Annotated in this window: 16 protein-coding genes; 7 read left to right on the top strand and 9 right to left on the bottom strand. The window is 74.1% G+C overall.

Annotated features, from left to right (window positions below; translation table 11 throughout):
* Positions 1–25 precede the first annotated feature (25 nt).
* The 3 genes from ACR68M_RS26090 to rsmH all read right to left on the bottom strand — a co-directional run bounded on the left by ACR68M_RS26090 (position 26) and on the right by rsmH (position 3,669).
* Positions 26–2,059 (bottom strand): peptidoglycan D,D-transpeptidase FtsI family protein, encoded by a 2,034-nt coding sequence (locus ACR68M_RS26090; protein WP_441246551.1) that lies wholly within the window; start codon positions 2,057–2,059, stop codon positions 26–28.
* Positions 2,056–2,622: a cell division protein FtsL gene (locus tag ACR68M_RS26085; protein ID WP_441246550.1), complete on the bottom strand. Its 567-nt coding sequence runs from the start codon at positions 2,620–2,622 to the stop codon at positions 2,056–2,058. The genes ACR68M_RS26090 and ACR68M_RS26085 overlap by 4 nt, the downstream gene beginning before the upstream one ends.
* 72 nt (positions 2,623–2,694) lie before the next feature.
* Entirely contained in the window at positions 2,695–3,669 is a 975-nt protein-coding gene (rsmH, locus tag ACR68M_RS26080; RefSeq protein WP_441246549.1) for a 16S rRNA (cytosine(1402)-N(4))-methyltransferase RsmH, read from the bottom strand.
* A gap of 535 nt (positions 3,670–4,204) precedes the next feature.
* Between rsmH and ACR68M_RS26075 the strand changes: the two genes are divergently transcribed.
* From ACR68M_RS26075 to ACR68M_RS26055, 5 genes are all read left to right on the top strand, one after another.
* Complete coding sequence (locus tag ACR68M_RS26075) at positions 4,205–4,774, top strand: beta-class carbonic anhydrase (protein ID WP_441246548.1); 570 nt, start codon at positions 4,205–4,207, stop codon at positions 4,772–4,774.
* A 216-nt stretch (positions 4,775–4,990) separates the two neighbouring features.
* Positions 4,991–6,001, top strand: coding sequence for an AAA family ATPase (locus ACR68M_RS26070; protein ID WP_441246547.1), 1,011 nt, complete (start codon positions 4,991–4,993; stop codon positions 5,999–6,001).
* Between the two features lies 1 nt (position 6,002).
* Positions 6,003–7,343: a DUF58 domain-containing protein gene (locus tag ACR68M_RS26065; protein WP_441246546.1), complete on the top strand. Its 1,341-nt coding sequence runs from the start codon at positions 6,003–6,005 to the stop codon at positions 7,341–7,343.
* Positions 7,340–9,739 (top strand): transglutaminase family protein, encoded by a 2,400-nt coding sequence (locus ACR68M_RS26060; RefSeq protein ID WP_441246545.1) that lies wholly within the window; start codon positions 7,340–7,342, stop codon positions 9,737–9,739. Before ACR68M_RS26065 ends, ACR68M_RS26060 begins: the two co-directional genes overlap by 4 nt.
* Before the next feature lie 82 nt (positions 9,740–9,821).
* Positions 9,822–11,303: a glycosyltransferase family 39 protein gene (locus ACR68M_RS26055; RefSeq protein ID WP_441246544.1), complete on the top strand. Its 1,482-nt coding sequence runs from the start codon at positions 9,822–9,824 to the stop codon at positions 11,301–11,303.
* 111 nt (positions 11,304–11,414) lie between these two features.
* Here the strand turns inward: ACR68M_RS26055 and ACR68M_RS26050 are convergent, their stop codons facing one another.
* The 3 genes from ACR68M_RS26050 to ACR68M_RS26040 form a co-directional block, all read right to left on the bottom strand.
* Positions 11,415–11,798 carry a DUF3040 domain-containing protein gene (locus ACR68M_RS26050; RefSeq protein WP_441246543.1) on the bottom strand — a complete coding sequence of 128 codons (384 nt, stop codon included), beginning with the start codon at positions 11,796–11,798 and terminating at the stop codon, positions 11,415–11,417.
* Positions 11,799–12,038: 240 nt separating this feature from the next.
* Positions 12,039–12,791 (bottom strand): methyltransferase domain-containing protein, encoded by a 753-nt coding sequence (locus tag ACR68M_RS26045; RefSeq protein WP_441246542.1) that lies wholly within the window; start codon positions 12,789–12,791, stop codon positions 12,039–12,041.
* Positions 12,792–12,865: 74 nt separating this feature from the next.
* Complete coding sequence (locus ACR68M_RS26040; protein WP_441246541.1) at positions 12,866–13,357, bottom strand: SAV_6107 family HEPN domain-containing protein; 492 nt, start codon at positions 13,355–13,357, stop codon at positions 12,866–12,868.
* A gap of 244 nt (positions 13,358–13,601) precedes the next feature.
* Here ACR68M_RS26040 and ACR68M_RS26035 point away from each other — a divergent pair, with 244 nt between their 5' ends.
* On the top strand, positions 13,602–15,047 hold the full coding sequence (locus ACR68M_RS26035; RefSeq protein ID WP_441246540.1) for a phytoene desaturase family protein: 1,446 nt from the start codon (positions 13,602–13,604) through the stop codon (positions 15,045–15,047).
* 30 nt (positions 15,048–15,077) lie between these two features.
* Here ACR68M_RS26035 and ACR68M_RS26030 read toward each other — a convergent pair whose 3' ends face one another.
* Entirely contained in the window at positions 15,078–15,392 is a 315-nt protein-coding gene (locus tag ACR68M_RS26030; RefSeq protein ID WP_441246539.1) for a tetratricopeptide repeat protein, read from the bottom strand.
* Positions 15,393–15,502: 110 nt separating this feature from the next.
* Between ACR68M_RS26030 and ACR68M_RS26025 the strand changes: the two genes are divergently transcribed.
* Positions 15,503–15,778: a DUF2630 family protein gene (locus ACR68M_RS26025; RefSeq protein ID WP_441251721.1), complete on the top strand. Its 276-nt coding sequence runs from the start codon at positions 15,503–15,505 to the stop codon at positions 15,776–15,778.
* 19 nt (positions 15,779–15,797) lie between these two features.
* On the opposite strand, the gene ACR68M_RS26020 is transcribed toward ACR68M_RS26025, so the two are convergent.
* Both ACR68M_RS26020 and metF read right to left on the bottom strand, forming a co-directional pair.
* Positions 15,798–16,523: a hypothetical protein gene (locus ACR68M_RS26020; RefSeq protein WP_441246538.1), complete on the bottom strand. Its 726-nt coding sequence runs from the start codon at positions 16,521–16,523 to the stop codon at positions 15,798–15,800.
* Between the two features lie 94 nt (positions 16,524–16,617).
* Positions 16,618–17,532 (bottom strand): methylenetetrahydrofolate reductase [NAD(P)H], encoded by a 915-nt coding sequence (gene metF / locus ACR68M_RS26015; RefSeq protein ID WP_441246537.1) that lies wholly within the window; start codon positions 17,530–17,532, stop codon positions 16,618–16,620.
* Between the last annotated feature and the right edge of the window lie 22 nt (positions 17,533–17,554).

Here is a 17,554-nt window from a genome sequence, read left to right as displayed (position 1 = left end):
TCACCTCGGCCTGTGGCGGGACTCATCAGGGCTTCCAGTCGACGGGCAGGTTGGGCGCCTCGCTGCCGCTGGGCGCGACCTGGAGGGTCTTCAGCGTGAACTCCATCACCTGCTTGAACACCGGCCCGCAGAGCTGGCCGCCGAAGTGGCCGTTCACCGGGTCCTGGATCACGCAGGAGACCGTCACCCGGGGTGCCTCGGCCGGGGCGAAGCCGATGAAGGACGCGGTGTAGCCGGAGTACTTGCCGGTCTTCGGGTCCACCCGGTTGGCCGTTCCGGTCTTGCCGGCGACCCGGTAGCCCGGAATCTGGGCCTTGCCGCCGGTGCCCTGCTCGTCGGTGACGACGGACTCCAGCATCTCCGTGAGGGTCTTGGCGGTCTCCGGCTTCACCACCCGGGTCTGCGCCCCGGCCGGGCTCGGCACGTACCGGCCGTCCGGCCCGGTGGTGCCCGCCAGCAGGCTCGGCGCCACCCGCACCCCGCCGTTGGCGATGGTGGAGAACACCGAGGTCGCCTGCAGCGCGTTCACCGACAGGCCCTGCCCGAACGGGATGGTGAACTGCTGCGAGCCCTTCCAGTCCTCCGGCTTGGCCAGGATGCCCCGGGTCTCCCCGGGGAAGCCGACGCCGGTCGGCTGGCCGATGCCGAACTTGTGCAGGTAGTCGCCCAGCACCTGGTTCGACTCCGGCTGGGTCTTGCCCAGGTGCTCGGCCGCCTCGATGGTGCCGATGTTGGAGGACTTGGCCAGCACCCCGGCCAGCGTCAGGTACCAGGTCTCGTGCTCGACGTCGTCGTGGAAGACCCGGTCCGAGCGCTGGAGGGTGTTCGGCACGGTGACGTGGGTGTCCCAGGAGGCCGTGCCGGTGTCCAGCACGGCGGCCATCGTCATCAGCTTCGCCGTCGACCCCGGCTCGTACGCGTCCGAGAGGGCGGCGTTGCCCAGCTGCGGCGGCTTGGCGTTCGCCAGGTCGTTCGGGTTGAAGCCCGGCGAGGTGGCCATCGCGAGGACCTGACCGGTCTTCACGTCCTGGACGACGACGTAGCCCTTCTCCGCCCCGGCGTTGGCGACCTGGTCGGTGATCGCCCGCTGGGCGGCCCACTGGATGTCCTGGTCGATCGTCAGCCGCAGGTCGGTGCCGGGCACCGGCGACTGCTGGCCGCTGCCGGTCGCCACCGCCCGGCCGCCCGCCGAGGCGCCGGTGGTCTTGCCCGCCCGGCCCGCCAACTCGTGCTCGTACTGGAGCTCCAGGCCGCCGGTGCCGGTGCCGTCCACGTTGACGTAGCCGATCAGGTTCGCGGCCAGGCCGTCCGCCGGGTAGCTGCGGCGCTTGGTGTCGGTGGGGATGATCCCGAGCAGCGGGTTGACGCACCCGGCGTCCAGGTACTGCCGCCCGCCCTGGTCGACGGGCTTGGTCAGCAGCGCCCGCTGGGCCCGGCAGGCCTTGCTGTCGATCTGCTTGTTGAGGGCCGTCCGCAGGTCGGCGATCTGCTTCTTGGTCTCGGGGCTCTGCCGGGGGGCGAGCATCGCCCACTTCGTCCTCGGGGTGTGCAGGGCGGCGGCGAGCTGCTCCTTGGTCCGGCCGAGGATCGGGGCGAGCAGCGCGGCGGCCTGCTCGGGCGCGTCCGGCAGGTGCGACACGGCCGGGGTGTAGAGCGACGGGTCACCCGTGATGTCGTACGCGTCGACGGTCGTCGCCAGCACGACGCCGTCGGCGGACGTTATCGAGCCGCGCTCGGCGGGCAGCTTGATGTCGACGTACTTGTTCGCGACGGCGCCCGCCGCCAGCTCGTCGGAGTCGAACATCTGGAGCTGGACGAGCCGCCCGGCGAAGACCGAGAGCACCAGCGCCAGCGAGAGGGTGACGAACCGCAGGCGGCGGCGCGGGTCGGCCAGCTTGATCGCGCGCGGCTGCGGCCGGGGGGCCGCCGGGCGCGGCCGCCCGGCGGGCGCCCGGCGCGGCTCGGGGGCGCGCTGGCGCGGTGCACGGGCCCGCTCGCCGGGGCGCGGGGCCGGACGGCGCGGGCCGCTGCCCCTGGGGGGCTGACGGGGGGTGCTCATCGCGGCGTACCTCCGGCCGGGGCGGACGGCGGTGCGGCGGGCGGCGCGGTGTCGATCTGGACCCCGCCGTCGGACGCACCGGGCGAGGGGCTGCTCGGCGCGGGGCTGGACGCTGCCGAGCTGGGCACTGCTGAACTGGGCGCAGCACTGGGCGCGGCGCTCTGCTGGGAGCCCCAGAGCTCGTTGCCCGAGCGCGGCACCGGCGGCTTGTCCTCCGCCTGGCCGGCCTTGCCGAGCACCTTGCCGTCGTCCTGGAGGAAGGCCGGGTCGCCGCCGGGCACCATGCCCAGCTCGCGGGCCCGGCGCTCCAGCGCGTCGGGGGCCGCGCCCTGGTCGATCTGCTTCTGGAGGGTCTGCTGCTGGTCCGTCAGCTCGGTGGTCTGCTTCTGCAGCCGGGAGAGCTCGAAGGTGCCCTCGTTCAGCGCCGTGTTGAGCATCAGCAGGCCGAGCAGGCCGCCCGAGAGCAGCGCGACCACCAGCACCACGAACGGCGCCCGGCCCCGGACCGGCCGCCTCCCGGGGCGGACGGTGATCCGCGCTCTGCCCCCCTGCCCGGGGAGCATCCTGCTCTCCCGGACCCTTCCGCCGGCCACCGGCACCGCTCTTCTCCTCGCCGTCGTTCCCCCGCTGCCCGATCAGCGCCGGGGAGTGCTTCGGTCCCTGATCCTCTCCGCCACGCGCAGCCGTACGGATGCGGCGCGCCGGTTCTCCTCGATCTCCTCCTCCGTGGGCAGCTCGGCACCCCGGGTGAGCAGCTTCAGCCAGGGCTGGTGCTCCTCCGGGACGACCGGCAGCCCCGGCGGCGCGGTGTTGGTGGCCGCGGCCGCGAAGTGCTGCTTGACCAGGCGGTCCTCCAGCGACTGGAAGGACATCACGACGATCCGGCCACCGACGACGAGCGAGTCGAGCGCGCCGGGGATGGCCCGGTCGAGCACCTCCAGCTCGCCGTTGACCTCGATCCGCAGCGCCTGGAAGGTCCGCTTGGCCGGGTTGCCGCCGGTGCGCCGGGTGGCGGCCGGGATGGCGTTCCGTACCAGTTCGACCAGACGCGCGCTGGTGCTGAACGGTTCCTTCTCGCGCTCGCGCAGGATCACCGAGGCGATCTTCCCGGCGAACCGCTCCTCGCCGTAGAACTTGAGGATGTGGGCCAGCTCGCCGTGGCCGTAGGTGTTCAGCACGTCGGCGGCGGTCAGCCCCCGGGTCTGGTCCATCCGCATGTCGAGCGGCGCGTCCTGCGAGTAGGAGAAGCCTCGCTCGGTCTCGTCCAGCTGCATCGAGGAGACGCCGAGGTCGAAGAGGATGCCCTGCACCTTGGGCACGCCGAGGTCGGCCAGCACCTGCGGGATCTCGTCGTAGACGGCGTGCACCAGCGTCGCCCGGTCGCCGAACCGGGCCAGCCGCTGCCCGGCCTGCTCCAGCGCGGACGGGTCACGGTCGGTGGCGATCAGCCGGACCTCGGGGAACTGCGTGAGCAGCGCCTCGCTGTGTCCGCCCAGGCCCAGCGTCGCGTCGACCACCACCGCGCCGGGCGCGGAGATCGCGGGGGCCAGCGCGTCGACACAGCGCTGGAGCATCACCGAGACGTGCTTGGATGCCGGGTCGGTGCTCATGCGCGGTGGCGCCCTTCTTCGGTCTGTTGCGAGGCTCCCTGATCAGGGGCCTGGGCACCATTTTGGACCACCGCGGGCCGGGCTCCGCACGCCGCCCGTGGTCCCCGCCCGCTCGCCTGGGGAAGGAGAGGCCGCCCGGCACCGGGGAAGGTGCGCCAGGAGGCACGGAGCGGGTGGAGGCCGCGGGCTGCGTACGGGCCCGGAGATCGACCGGCAGAGCGCGGTTGACGGCGCGGGTCGGGTGTGCTCCACTGCGGCGCCACTCTATCGCGGCGGGGGCCTCAGTCAATCGTCCGCGACGGCGCACCACCCGGCCGGAGGTATCCGTCCGCGCAGGTGGGAGGCGTCGGCCCGGCGCCGGTGGCACTCCCGGCGAGGCCGCGTGCCGACCGCCGCGCGCGCCGGGACAGAATGGGGCAGACCGGGATTCGAGGGCCGTGCGCCCCCCGCGCCCCGCTATGTGCTCCATCACACCGGTGGATTGGGCACCCCCCGCCATCACCACGGAAGGCGAAATCCTATTAGCGTCATCGGTATGACAGTGACCCCCGACCGGCCCACGCCGTCCGCCGCTGCCGACACCACCGCCGCCGCCGTGCCCGATGGTGCGCCGAAGCCCGCGATCATCGACCGCTTCCTCGCGTCCAACCGCGCATACGCGGTCGGCTTCGAGGACGGCGGCATGGACGCCCGGCCCGTCCAGAAGGTCACCGTGGTGGCCTGCATGGACGCCCGGCTCGACCTCTTCGCCGCACTCGGCCTGGAGCTCGGCGACGCCCACGTGATCCGCAACGCCGGCGGCGTGGTGACGGACGACACCATCCGCTCCCTCACCATCAGCCAGCGCGCCCTGGGCACCCGCTCGATCGCCCTGATCCACCACACCGGCTGCGGCCTCCTGGGCCTCACCGAGGACTTCCGCCGCGAGCTGGAGCTCGAGGTCGGCCAGCGCCCCCAGTGGGCCGTCGAGTCCTTCGTCGACCTGGACGGCGACGTCCGCCAGTCCATGCAGCGGGTCCGGACCTCGCCCTTCCTGCTGCACACCGACGACGTCCGCGGCTTCGTCTTCGACGTCCACACCGGGCTGCTCCGGGAAATCGTGTAGGTCCCCCTCCCCCGATGGCTCCCGCAGACCCTTGTGGGTGACTTCTGGTCACTCCGCGGGGGACAATGCGCCTGCCGGCGCGCCCCGCACCACCTGGGGCGGCCTGGCCGCGCGCCACCGCCGCCGACGAAACCGTCCGGCGGCGGGCCGCGTCATCGGGGTGGGGCCGGGCCCGGAACGGGGGAACCGGCGGAAGATCGGGCTGGGAGCATACGGGTGACGACCTACAACGGACAGACCGCCACGGCCGGAGCGGGCGCCGCGCGCCCGGCCGGGCTGCACGAGCTCAACGCAGTGGTCGAGCGCGTCCGCGCCTCGGTCGAGAGCGTCATCGAGGGCAAGCCGGAGGCGGTCAGAATCGCCCTCACCGTGATGCTCGCCGAGGGCCACCTGCTGCTGGAGGACGTCCCCGGCGTCGGCAAGACCATGCTGGCCAAGGCCCTCGCCAAGTCCGTGGACTGCACCGTCCGCCGGATCCAGTTCACCCCGGACCTGCTGCCCTCGGACGTCACCGGCACCAGTGTCTTCGACCAGAACCGCCGCGACTTCGAATTCCGGCCGGGCGCGATCTTCGCCCAGATCGTGGTCGGCGACGAGATCAACCGCGCCTCGCCGAAGACCCAGTCCGCACTGCTGGAGTCGATGGAGGAGCGCCAGGTCACCATCGACGGCACCAGCTACGAGCTGCCCTCGCCGTTCATGGTCATCGCGACCCAGAACCCGGTCGAGATGGAGGGCACCTACCCCCTCCCCGAGGCCCAGCGCGACCGCTTCATGGCCCGGATCTCGATCGGCTACCCGAGCCCCGAGGCCGAGTTCCAGATGCTCGACCTGCACGGCGGCGCCAACCCGCTCGACGACCTCCAGCCCGTCGCGCACGCCCACGACATCCTCAAGCTGATCGAGGTCGTCCGCACCGTGCACGTCGCCGAGCCGGTCCGCCGGTACGCCGTCGAGCTGGTCGGCGCCACCCGCAACTCCCCCGAGCTGCGCCTCGGCGCCTCCCCGCGCGCGACGCTGCACCTCGTCCGCGCCGCCCGCGCCGCCGCCGCCCTGGACGGGCGCGAGTACGTGACGCCGGACGACATCCAGGAGCTCGCCGTACCGGTGCTGGCCCACCGCCTGCTGCCCACCGCCGAGACCCTGCTGAGCCGCCGCACCAGCGAGCAGGTCGTCACCGACCTGATCGCCCGGCTGCCCATCCCCCGCCCGCAGGGCCGGGCCTGAGGTGTCGGCGGTCGACAAGCCCTCCGGACTCCGGCAGGGCCTGCGCGGGCTGACCACCCGCGGCCGGTCCTTCCTGGCCGCCGGGATCACCTCCGCCCTCTGCTCCTACGCCTTCGGGCAGGACGCCCTGTTCCAGGTCGGTGTGCTGCTCGCCGCCCTGCCGCTGGCCTCCGCCGTCCTGCTGCTGCGCACCCGCTACCGGGTGGCCGGCGGGCGGCGGCTCACCCCGCACCGGGCCGCCGCCGGGCAGGAGGCCCGCGTCCACCTGCGGCTGGACAACGTCTCCCGGGTGCCCACCGGCCTGCTGCTGCTGGAGGACCGGGTGCCGTACGTGCTCGGGCCGCGCCCGCGCTTCGTGCTCGACCGGGTCGAGCCGCGCGGCTTCCGCGAGGTCTCCTACCGCGTCCGCTCCGACCTGCGCGGGCGCTACCTGCTCGGGCCGCTCCAGCTGCGGGTCGCCGACCCGTTCGGGATGTGCGAGCTGACCCGGGCCTTCAACGCCTCGGACGTGCTCACCGTCGTCCCCCAGGTGCAGCCGCTGCCCGCCGTCCGGCTGGTCGGCGAGTGGACGGGGCACGGCGACAGCAACACCCGCACGCTGGCCCTCGCGGGGGACGACGACGTCATCCCGCGCGAGTACCGGCACGGCGACGACCTGCGCCGGGTGCACTGGAAGTCCACCGCCCGGTACGGCGAGCTGATGGTCCGCCGGGAGGAGCAGCCGCTCAAGGCCCGTGCCACGGTGCTGCTCGACACCCGGGAGACCGCCCACCGGGGCAACGGCCCCGCCTCCTCCTTCGAGTGGGCGGTCAGCTGCGCCGCGTCGGTGGGCGTCCACCTGATGGAGCGCGGCTACCGGACGCGCCTGCTCACCGACACCGGCCTCGCCGTGCCCGGCCCCGAAGGCGGCGGTGTCACCGGCATCGCCGAGTCCTCCGGGATGCTGCTCGACGCCCTCGCGGTGGTCGAGCACTCCGACGGCAGCAGCCTCGGCCGCGCCGAGGAGGTGCTGCGGCTCGGCGGCGAAGGCCTGCTGGTCGCCGTCCTCGGCTCGGTCGACGACGAGCAGCTCGAGCGGCTCGGACGGCTGCGCCGCACGGCAGGAACCGCCGTGGCCGTCCTGCTCGACACCGCGACCTGGGCGGGCCTGCGCCTGCTCATGCCGGAGGTCGCGGACCCGCAGGCCGCCCGCCAGGCGCAGCGCCTGCGCGAGGCCGGCTGGACGGTCCTGCCCGCCCAGGCCGGGGATTCGGTGCCCGCGCTCTGGCGGCTCGCCGACCACTCCACCCGGACCGGGCCCTACCGGAACGCTGCGCCCCACCGAAACGAGGTCGGCGAGTGACCACCCGCGCGAAGTTGACGCTCTACTCGGCGCTGGCGACAACGCTGACGACGCTCTGCCTGATACCGCTCGTCCACCCGAGCCGCTGGATCGGCCAGGCGTTCCTCCTGATCGCCGTCGCCGCCGCGGCGGGCGCCGGGCTGCGCCGGCTGGCGCTGCACCGGCGGCTCGTCCCGCTGGGCCAGCTGGTGATCGTGGCGTACGCGGTGCTGCTGGCCAACGTCGGCTCCTCGCTCGCCTTCGGCTTCCTGCCGGGCACCAACGCCACCCGGGCGCTGGACGCCCTGCTGACCTCCGGGCGCACCGACATCCAGGAGTACTCCATCCCGGCCCCCGCCAGCCCGGGTATCAGCCTGATCCTGGCCGGGTCGGTCGGGCTGATCGCCGTGCTGGTCGACACCCTGGCGGTGACCTACCGCCGGGCGGCGGCGGCCGGGCTGCCGCTGCTCGCGCTGTACTCGGTGGGCACCGGGCTGGCCGGGGGCGACGGCAGCTGGTTCTGGTTCCCGGCCGCGGCCACGGGCTACCTGCTGCTGCTCTTCGCCGAGGGCCAGGACCGGCTCTCCCGCTGGGGGCGGATCTTCCACGGCAGCGGCACCCAGGGCACACCCGGCCCGCTCTCGCACAGCGGCCACCGGATCGGCCTGCTCGCGCTGGTCTGCGCGCTCGTCCTGCCGGTCTTCGTCCCGCAGGGCGGCCTCGGCCTGCTCGCGGGCGACGGGGACGGCAGCGGGCCCGGCAACGGCCGGGGCACCGGCCTCACCTCGCTCAACCCGGTGGTCGCGCTGACGGCGAACCTCAACCGGCAGAGCGACGTCCAGCTGTTCAGCTACATCACGGACGCGCGCACCGCCGACCAGATGTACCTGCGGGTCGCCTCGCTGGACAGTTTCGACGGCATCCAGTGGAACTTCTCGAAGACGCAGAACCTGCGGGCCGTCACCAACCCGCTGCCCCGGCCGCAGGGCCTCGACAGCTCGGTCGCCGCCACCCCGGTCAGCACCGACGTGCAGATCTCCGACCAGCTGGTCACCGAATGGCTGCCGGTGCCCTACCCCGCCGAGTCGGTGCAGGTGCCCGGCCACTGGCGCTTCGAACCGGGCAGCCGGGCCCTGGTCGGCGAAAACGGGCAGAAGACCACCGGCCTGCGGTACCACGTGACCAGCCAGGATCTCCAGCCCACCGGCGAACAGCTCAGGCTCGCCGCGCAGCCCGAGGCCGACATCGTGAGCCAGTACACCGCGATGCCCGCCAATCTGCCCTCGGTCGTCGCCGAGACGGCCCACCAGGTCACCGACGGCATGGTCACCCCGTACGACAAGGCCGTCGCACTGCAGAACTGGTTCGCCCACGGGCCGTTCCAGTACAAGCTCCAGGTCGATGCCAGCACGGGCAGCGACGGAATCGTCCGCTTCCTCCAGGACAAGACCGGCTTCTGCGTGCACTTCGCGGGCACCATGGCCGCGATGGCCCGCACCCTGGGCATCCCGGCCCGGGTCGCGATCGGCTTCGTGCCGGGCAAGGTCCTCGGCACCGGCAAGTACATCGAGCGCAGCGAGGACTACCACGCGTGGCCCGAGCTGTACTTCAAGGGTGCGGGCTGGCTGCGCTTCGAGCCGACGCCGAGCCGTGGCACACCTCCCTCGTACACCGAGGTGAAGAACGTCCCGGCCCCGGCCGCCAGCTCCGCCGAGCCGAGCTCCGGGCCCAGCCTCCAGCCCTCGGCCGGGCCGAGCTCCAGCAGCAGCTGCGCCGCGATGCCGCACCGGATCAGCGACTGCGGCGACGACCGCGCCGTCGCCGTCACCCAGCGGCACGACTCGTGGTGGCTCGGCTGGCCGGCCCTGACCGGCTTCGCCGTCGTCCTGCTGCTGCTCTGCCTGCTGGCCGCGCCGATGCTCTGGCGGTCGCGGCTGCGAAGGCGCCGGCTCGGCGCCGGGCGCCACCTCCCCGGGGCGCCCGAGCTCTCCGAGGCCCAGGTGCTCGCCGCCTGGGAGGAGCTGATCGACAGCGCCTGGGATCTGGGCATCCCGCCGGACGACGCCGCCACCCCGCGCCGCACCGTCGCGCAGCTGACGGAGGCCGGGCGGCTCGACGCCACCGCCGAGGCGGCGGCCGGGCGGGTGGCACTGGCCACCGAACGGGTGCTGTACGGCCGTGAGAGCGGCCCGCAGGCGCCGCTCGGCGGCGACGTCCGGGTGGTCACCGAGGGCCTGCGGTCCGCCGCCGGGCGGCGGGAGCGGGCCCGCGCGACGCTGCTCCCGGCCTCCTCGGCCCGCGTCCGCCGCCGGGCGGCCGACCGGATCATGTCGGCCCGCGAGCGCGGGCACGACCGCGCCGACGTCCTCCGGGCCCGCCTGCGCCGGCTCGTCCCGGCCCGCTTCCGGCGGGACTGACCGACCGCCGGCCCCCCCTGCCGCCGACGGCAGGGGGGCCGCGCGTCGGCCGCACCCGGTGCGGTCCGCATACTGAGTGACCGTGACACCCGAAGCCCCTTCGCCCACCGCCGACTCCCGCCTGCGCCCCTGGCAGGTCGTGCTCGCCCCGGCCGCGCTGATGCTGGCGCTCGGGCTCTGGGGCATCACCCGCGACGGCAGCATCTGGCGGGACGAGGTGGTGACGTACCAGGTCGCCCACCGCAGCCTGCCCGAGCTGTGGCGGCTGCTCGGGGAGATCGACGCGGTGCACGGGCTCTACTACCTGCTCCTGCACGGCACCTTCGCACTCTGGGACGGCGGTCTGACGGCCCTGCGGCTGCCCTCGGTGCTCGCGATGGCGGCAGCCGCCGCCGGGGTCGCCGAGATCGCCCGCCGCCTGGCCGGCCCCCGCGCGGGGCTGCTGGCCGGCCTGGCCTTCGTACCGTTGCCCGCCGTCCAGCAGTACGCCCAGGAGGGCCGCTCGTACGCGCTGGTCTGCGCGGCCGTCGTGGCCGCGACCCTGCTGCTGGTGCGCGCCTGGCAGCGGCCGGGCCGGGCGGCCTGGGCCGGGTACGGCACGGCCGTGCTGGTCGCCGCCCTGCTGCACGAGTTCGCGGTGCTCGCCGTGGCCGCCCACGGGGTGACGCTCTGCTGGGGGCGGGCCCCGCGCGCCGTCCGCCGGGGCTGGGCGGTCGCGACGGCGGGCGCGCTGCTCGGGCTGGTCCCGCTGGCCCTGGTCAGCCGGCAGCAGGCCGACCAGGTGAGCTGGATCACCGCACCGGGCTGGTCCGACGTCTGGGCCCCCTCCCTCACCGCCGCCGTCGGCGCGCTCTGCGCCTGCCTGCCCCCGACGGCGGGCGAGGCGGGCACTGCCCTCCGGCTGCGCACCGTCGCGCTCCCGCTGCTGGTGCTACCCCCGGCCGTGCTGATCCTGGTCTCCTACCTCGACCCGCTCTACGTCGACCGGTACGTGGTCTACAGCTACGCGGGGCTGTCGCTGCTGCTCGGCCCGGCGCTGGATCGGGCACTGGATCGGGCGCTGCTCCGGGCCGGGGTGAGGCCGGTGCTGGCGGCGCTCGCGCTGCCGGGCCTGCTGCTCGCCCTGCTGCCGGTGGAGCGCGGCCTGCGCTCGCCGGAGGCCCGGCCCAACGACGTCGCGGCCGCCGCCCGCGCCGTGCAGCAGTTGGGCCGACCGGGTGACGCCGTCCTGTTCATCCCCTCGGCCCGTCGGGAGGCCGCCCTCTACTCCCCCAGGGCCTTCGCCGGGCTGCGCGATCTCGCGCTCGCCGAGAGCGGCACCGACTCCGGGACGATCAACGGGGTCGAGGCCGACCCGGGCCGGATCACGGCGGCGCTGCGGGCTCCGCAGACCCGCCAGGTGGTCGTGGTGACCGATCCGAAGCCCCGCCCCGGCCCGTCGGCCCGCGACCGCGCGAAGCTGGCCGCGCTGGCCGCCCGCTTCCGGCTCTGCCGCACCGAGTCGGTCCACGGCATCAAGGTCTCCCGTTACGCCGTCCCGGGGGCCTGCGACCAGCCGGGCTGACCCAGGGCTGACCCAGGGCTGACCCGGGGCAAGCAGAAAGGTGGGGCGGACAGTCTTCCGACTGTCCGCCCCACCTTCTCCAGGTCTCCGTGGTTCAGCGAAGCTGCCTGTTCAGATGCCGTCGTGTTCGTCGCGACGGCGTTGCCAGCGCTGCTCCATCCGGTCCATCACACCGGCCTTTCGTCGCGGCGGCGAGGTCGGCTTAGGACCTGCCCCCTGCCCGACCGGGCCACGCCTCCAGCCGGTGACGGCGAGGACCGCGCAGCCCAGCATCACCAGGAACCCGACGACACTCACCCAGATGAGCTGAGCGACCATGCCCCCCATCAGGAGGGCAATGCCCACCACGAACCCTGCGGCGGCCTGGTAGACCCTCCGACGGGTGTAGGTGCGCAGCCCGGTTCCCTCAAGCGCTGACGCGAACTTGGGATCTTCGGCGTACAGCGCTCGCTCCATCTGCTCGAGCAGTCGCTGCTCGTGCTCCGAGAGCGGCACGGAGTCCTCCTACTCGTCGGTCGCGGGGCAACCGGTCCGCCACCCCTGGCCCGGCCTTGTGTGGTCCATATGCCCCATGCGTCTGGCTGTCATGCTTTCCGGCTTTACCCAGATCATACGGTCCCCCGGCGCGGTTCGGGGTGGTCGAACCGACGTGGCCCGAGCCACGTCCGCGCGGTGTCCCGCACGGTGCCCAACGCCGAAGCACGGGCACAAGTGCCCGAGTGGCCCCGACGAATGTCAGGTCAGCGACGCGAGCAGGTGCAGCTGGGTCGCCACGGCGTGGAACGCGGGCTGCTCGGCAGCGGCCAGCTCCAGCTTCAGCAGGGCGTCCATCGCGCCCGGCTCGGTGTCGACCAGCACCCCGGGGACGAGGTCGGCGAAGACCCGGACACCGTGCACCGACTCGACCCGCAGCCCCGCGGCGCGGGCCAGCCCGTCGAGCTCCTCACTGCTGAACCGGCGCGGCATCGGGTCGTGCGAGCCCCAGCGCCCGTCCGGCGCGTCGAGCACCGCGCGGGCCTCGTTGAAGTGCCCGGCCAGCGCACGGGCCAGCACGGCGCCGTTCCGGTTGGCCGCCAGCAGGCTGACCAGACCGCCCTTGCGGAGCGTCCCGGTCAGGTTCCCCAGCGCCTCCGCCGGGTCGTCGACCATCTCCAGCACGCCGTGGCAGAGCACCGCGTCGACCGTCGCCGGGCTGATCACCTCGGGCAGCGTCTGGGTGTCCCCCTGGACGGCCCGCACCAGCTCGGTGACCCCGGCCTCGGCGGCCCGCCGCTCCAGCGCGAACAGCGCGTCCGGGCTCGGGTCCACCACCGTCACCCGGTGCCCGAGCCGGGCGACCGGGACGGCGAAGTTCCCCGTGCCGCCGCCGGTGTCCAGCACGTCGAGCACCGGCTGGTCCAACTCGGCGGCGCGCTTCTCCAGCGCCGTACGGACCACCTCCCACACCACGGCGGTACGCAGGGCACTGCGGGGACGCGTCGGGTACAAGGCGGAGACTCCTCAGCACAGACAGAACAGACGGATGCCCCAACCTTAGAGGGTCCGTCAGCAGCAGCGGCCGTCTACTGCGGGTGCAGCCCAAGCAGGCGTTGGACGATCCGCAGGTACAGCGCCGCGTTGCGCAGCAGGTCGTCCGCGTCCCGGGCGCTGGCCGCGCCTCGGATGCCCGCCTCGGAGGCGGCCCGGCGGCGCGCCCCGGCGGCGAAGTAGAGCGCCCACTCGGCGAGCTCGGGGGCGATCTCGGGCAGCACGTCCCAGGCGCTGCGGATGGCCCGGCGGCGCCGGGGGTTGCGCTCGGGCCGCCCGCGCACCGCCAGCACCGCCGCGGTCGTCCGCAGCGCGGCCAGGTGCGCGGTCGCGTACCGCTGCAGTGGGTCGTCCATCCGGCGGGCCCGTTCCAGCGTGCCGTGGGCGTGCCGGAGCAGGTCGAGGGCGGCGGGCGGCGCGGAGGCCCTGAGCAGCACGGGGTGCACGTCGGCGCCACGGCCCTGGGCGGGCACGACGGGGCCGTGGTCGGTGGGCTCGGAGACGGTCTCAGGGTGGCTGATGGTCATGAACTCCCCCGGTCCGATGCGGGCGCCGCGAGTCTGCTTGACCCGCGTAACCCCATCGTGACCGGCGCCACTGACAAACCCCCGGGCTGTGCTCCGCCGCCCCCGTGTCGGCGGTGCACAGCCGCTGCCCGCCACTCTGCCGTTCCCGCAGGTCGGAGGCCATCCGTACGAATACTCAGTTCTGGTCTGAGTACCCGTACCCAGACCCGCCCCCCAATTGCCGGTCGGTCTAAAATCTCCTCCCATGGCACGGATCGTGATCATCGGCGCAGGAATGAGCGGGCTGGCCGCCGCCTCCCGGCTGGCCACCCTCGGGCACCGGGTGACGGTCTGCGAGGCGAGCGGCACCTACGGCGGCCGGCTCGGCCGGTACGAGCGGGACGGCTTCGCCTTCGACACCGGGCCGACGCTGCTCACGCTGCCCGCCGTGTACCGGGACCTGGCGCTGAAGACCGGGCGGGAGCCGCTGGAGCAGCTGGTCACGCTGACTCCGGTCGAGCCGGAGAGCCGGCACCTCTTCCCCGACGGCACGGATCTGCTGCTGCCCAACGCCTCGCGCGGCGGGGTCGGACAGGCCCTGGACGCCGCCTTCGGGCCCGGCTCGGGCGAGCGCTGGGGGGCAGTGTCCAACCGGGCCCGCGCGGTCTGGGAGGCGACCCGCCGCCCGCTGCTGGAGGAGCCGCTGCCCACCGACCCGCGGCCGCTGCACACCGACCCCTACCCGGCGGCGCCCCGCCGCGGCCTCGCCCGGCTGGCCCGCCCGACCCGGACACTGGCCGATGTCGCGGCCCGCGAACTCGGCGGCCACCCCGGCCTCACCGCGCTGCTCCAGGAGCACGCGCTGCGCTTCGGCCTCGACCCGCGCACCGCCCCGGCGGGGGCCGCCGTGCTCTCGTACATGGAGCAGTCGTTCGGCGTCTGGTACGTCGGCGGCGGGCTGCGGGCGCTCGCCGACGCGGTGCACCGGCGGTGCGAGCAGCGCGGCGTGGAGTTCCGCTTCGACGCACCCGTCGCCGAGGTGCTGGTCGAGCAGGGGCGGGCCTGCGGGGTCGTCGCCGGGGGGCAACGGCTGGCCGCCGACCTGGTGCTCTCCGCGATCGACCAGCGTGAGCTGTACGGCCGGAGCATCGCCCCCGGCCCGGCGCCCGCCGCACCTGCCGCGCCTGGCGTCGGCTGGAGCCGCTTCAGCTGCCTGCTCGCGCTGCGCGGCGCCCGCCCACCCGGGACGCCCTTCCGCACCGTGGTGCACGCACACGACAACGACCGGGAGCTGGCGGCGCTCACCACCGCCCCGGCGCTGCCCGAGCACCCCACCGTCCAGGTGCACCGCCCGGACGACCCCACGCTCGTACCGGACAGCGGCCACGAGGCCGTCACCCTCACCGTCACCGTGCCGCAGCTCGCCACGGCCGACTTCGAGGCGTACGCCGACCACCTGCTGGCCCACCTCGCGGGGGCCGGCCTGGACCTGCGCGAGCGCGTCCTGTGGCGCAGGCTGCTGACCCCGGCCGAGCTCGGCCCGCACACCCCGCCCTCGCTCGCCGGGGCCGACGGCGCCTTCCTGGCCCCGGCCGGGGCCACCGCGCTCCCGGGCCTGCGGCTGATCGGCGCCACCGCCCACCCGGGCGGCGGTCTCGCCCGCGCGGGCATGTCCGCCTCCATCCTGGCGACGGAACTCGGCCCGGCCTGACACCCCCGGCCTGAGGCCCGGGTCAGGTGCCTACGCCGCCTCGACCCCCATCGCGGCCGCGAGCTTGCGGTACCGGGCCCCGCTCGTGGCCTCGCCGCGCCGCTCCAGCGTCCGCCCGAGCACCTCGTAGGCCCAGCCGTTGCCCGGGTCCAGCTCGATCAGGCGGCGGAAGACCCGCTCGGCGCGGCCCAGCTGAGCACTGTGGAAGTACGACCGCCCGAGCAGCTCGACGGCAGCGCGGTTGTCCGGCTGCTGTTCGACGATCGGGGTCAGGATGGCGGCCGCCCCGATGAAGTCCTTCGAGTCGAAGAACAGGTTCGCGCGCTGGTACTCCTCGTAGCTCATGGGCCCTGCAACCAACGCGGCGACGCGCCTGTTCCCCGGCATGCGGGCGGCCGCCCACGGGCCCAGGATGAGCGGTGATCGCCCAGCCCACCACGCACCGGAGAGCCGAGATGTCCGACTTCCAGCAGCGCAGCCAGCAGCACACCGACGCCGACATCCTGTCGGCGATCAGCGCCAAGGTCGACGCCGAGAAGCAGCTCCGCGAGCGGATCGCCTCCGGCCAGGCCGACGCCGAACAGGCCCAGCGCGACCTGGCCGCCCTGGAGGTCGAGCTCGACCAGTGCTGGGACCTGCTGCGGCAGCGCCGCGCCCGCACCGAGTACGGCGACAACCCCGACGCGGCGCACGTCCGCCCGGCCGCCCAGGTCGAGGGATACGAGTCCTGATCAGCCCCCTGCGCGCGGGTCAGCCGTGCTGCTGCTGGTCCCACTGCGGCTGGTAGTCCCACTGCTGCTGCTGCTGCTGCTGCGGTTGCTGCGGCTGGTACTCGTACTGGGGCTGGACCTGCTGCTGCGGCTGCTGCTGCGCGTACGGGTCCTGGTACTGGCCCTCGTACTGGTACTGCTGCTGCTCGTAGCCGTACCCGACCGGCTGCTCCTGCCACTGCTGCTGCTGTTGCTGCTGGCCGTAGTCGGGCTGGTAGTACTGCTGGCTGTAGTCGTAGCCGCCGGGGGCCGGAGCCTCGGAGTAGATGCCGTCGTCCGGGGTGAGTTCCTGCATCTGGGCGAAGGGCTCGGCGGGCTGCTCCACCTCGACCGGGCCGACCTCGCCGACCGGCTCGACGACGACGGCGGCAGCGGCCACTGCGGCGCCGCCGGTCGCGGCCGCGAGCAGCGGCACCCGGGCCAGCGGGCCGGGGAGGCTGCCGTCGGGGCGCCGGAGCGACCAGCCGACCGGGCGGCCCTGCTTGACCGCGAGGGTGACGAAGACCTGGCCGACCGCGAAGGCCGCCGCACCGGCGCCGATCACCGGCACCGAGCCGAGCGCCATCCCGGCGACCACGCAGAGGAAGCCCGCCAGTGCCAGGGCCCGCCAGTGCACGGGGGCGCGGTGCTGGAGGAGCAGCTCGGCGACCAGCCAGACGGCGACCACCACGAGCGCGGCGTACAGCAGCAGGTGTCCGATGCTCATCCTGGTGCCTCCGGTGACGTACCGCCCTCGCCCGCGCAGGGGCCCGCGCGTGCGGCGACTGTACAGGCTGGAGCCCGCCCGGCCCACATCTGCGTCAGCGCTGGTGCAGGCCGAGGTTCTGGTAGATCTCCAGCGTCGCGGTGGAGTGGTTGAGGGTGATGAAGTGCAGGCCGGGGGCGCCCTCGGCGAGCAGCCGCTCGCCCATCGCGGTGGCGTGCTCGATGCCGACGGCCCGCAGCGCGGCGGGGTCGTCCGCGACGGCGCGCAGGCGGCGCTCCAGCTCGGGCGGGAACGGCGAGCCGCTCAGCTCGGGGAAGCGCTCCAGCTGGCGGGCGTTGGTGACGGGCATGATCTCCGGGATGATCGGCACCTCGCAGCCCGCTGCCGCGACGCGGTCGCGCAGCCGCAGGTAGTCCTCGGGCTCGAAGAACATCTGGGTGATCGCGTAGTCGGCGCCCGCCCGGCACTTGGCGACGAAGTGCCTGATGTCGTCGTCCCAGTTGTCCGAGCGCGGGTGCATCAGCGGGAAGGCGGCCACGCCGACGCAGAAGTCCCCGATGCCACGGATGAGCTCGACCAGCTCGTAGGCGTACGTGACGCCCTCGGGGTGGCGCACCCACTCGCCGCTCGGGTCACCGGGCGGGTCTCCCCGGACGGCCAGCACGTTGCGGACACCCTGGTCGGCGTACTGGCCGATGATGTTGCGCAGCTCGGCGATCGAGTGGTCGACGGCGGTGAGGTGGGCGACCGGCGTCAGGGTGGTCTCGGTGGCGATCCGGCCGACGAGGTCGACGGTGCGGCCGCGCGAGGAGCCGCCGGCGCCGTACGTCATGCAGACGAAATTCGGGTCCAGGGCCTCGACCCGGCGGATCGCGTCCCAGAGTTTGGACTCGCCGACCTCGGTGCGCGGAGGCATGAATTCGAACGAGAACGAGCGGTGCCCCGCCGCCAGCAGTTCGCGCACGGTGAGAGCGTGGTCTGTCCTGGTGGTGGGGATGCCGAGTGCCATGCTGGCAGATTAGCGGTGCCGA

The organism is Kitasatospora sp. McL0602 (genome assembly GCF_052076145.1).
GTDB lineage: Bacteria > Actinomycetota > Actinomycetes > Streptomycetales > Streptomycetaceae > Kitasatospora.
Note: the sequence above shows the minus strand (reverse complement) of the source record. Positions and strands in the feature narration are given on the sequence as shown.

Coding starts and splice junctions, on each gene's coding strand:
- ACR68M_RS26090 (WP_441246551.1), bottom strand. CDS start 2,059: ATGAGCACCCCCCGTCAGCCCCCCAGGGGCAGCGGCCCGCGCCGTCCG.
- ACR68M_RS26085 (WP_441246550.1), bottom strand. CDS start 2,622: ATGCTCCCCGGGCAGGGGGGCAGAGCGCGGATCACCGTCCGCCCCGGG.
- rsmH (WP_441246549.1), bottom strand. CDS start 3,669: ATGAGCACCGACCCGGCATCCAAGCACGTCTCGGTGATGCTCCAGCGC.
- ACR68M_RS26075 (WP_441246548.1), top strand. CDS start 4,205: ATGACAGTGACCCCCGACCGGCCCACGCCGTCCGCCGCTGCCGACACC.
- ACR68M_RS26040 (WP_441246541.1), bottom strand. CDS start 13,357: ATGACCATCAGCCACCCTGAGACCGTCTCCGAGCCCACCGACCACGGC.
- ACR68M_RS26035 (WP_441246540.1), top strand. CDS start 13,602: ATGGCACGGATCGTGATCATCGGCGCAGGAATGAGCGGGCTGGCCGCC.
- ACR68M_RS26030 (WP_441246539.1), bottom strand. CDS start 15,392: ATGAGCTACGAGGAGTACCAGCGCGCGAACCTGTTCTTCGACTCGAAG.
- ACR68M_RS26025 (WP_441251721.1), top strand. CDS start 15,503: ATGTCCGACTTCCAGCAGCGCAGCCAGCAGCACACCGACGCCGACATC.
- ACR68M_RS26020 (WP_441246538.1), bottom strand. CDS start 16,523: ATGAGCATCGGACACCTGCTGCTGTACGCCGCGCTCGTGGTGGTCGCC.
- metF (WP_441246537.1), bottom strand. CDS start 17,532: ATGGCACTCGGCATCCCCACCACCAGGACAGACCACGCTCTCACCGTG.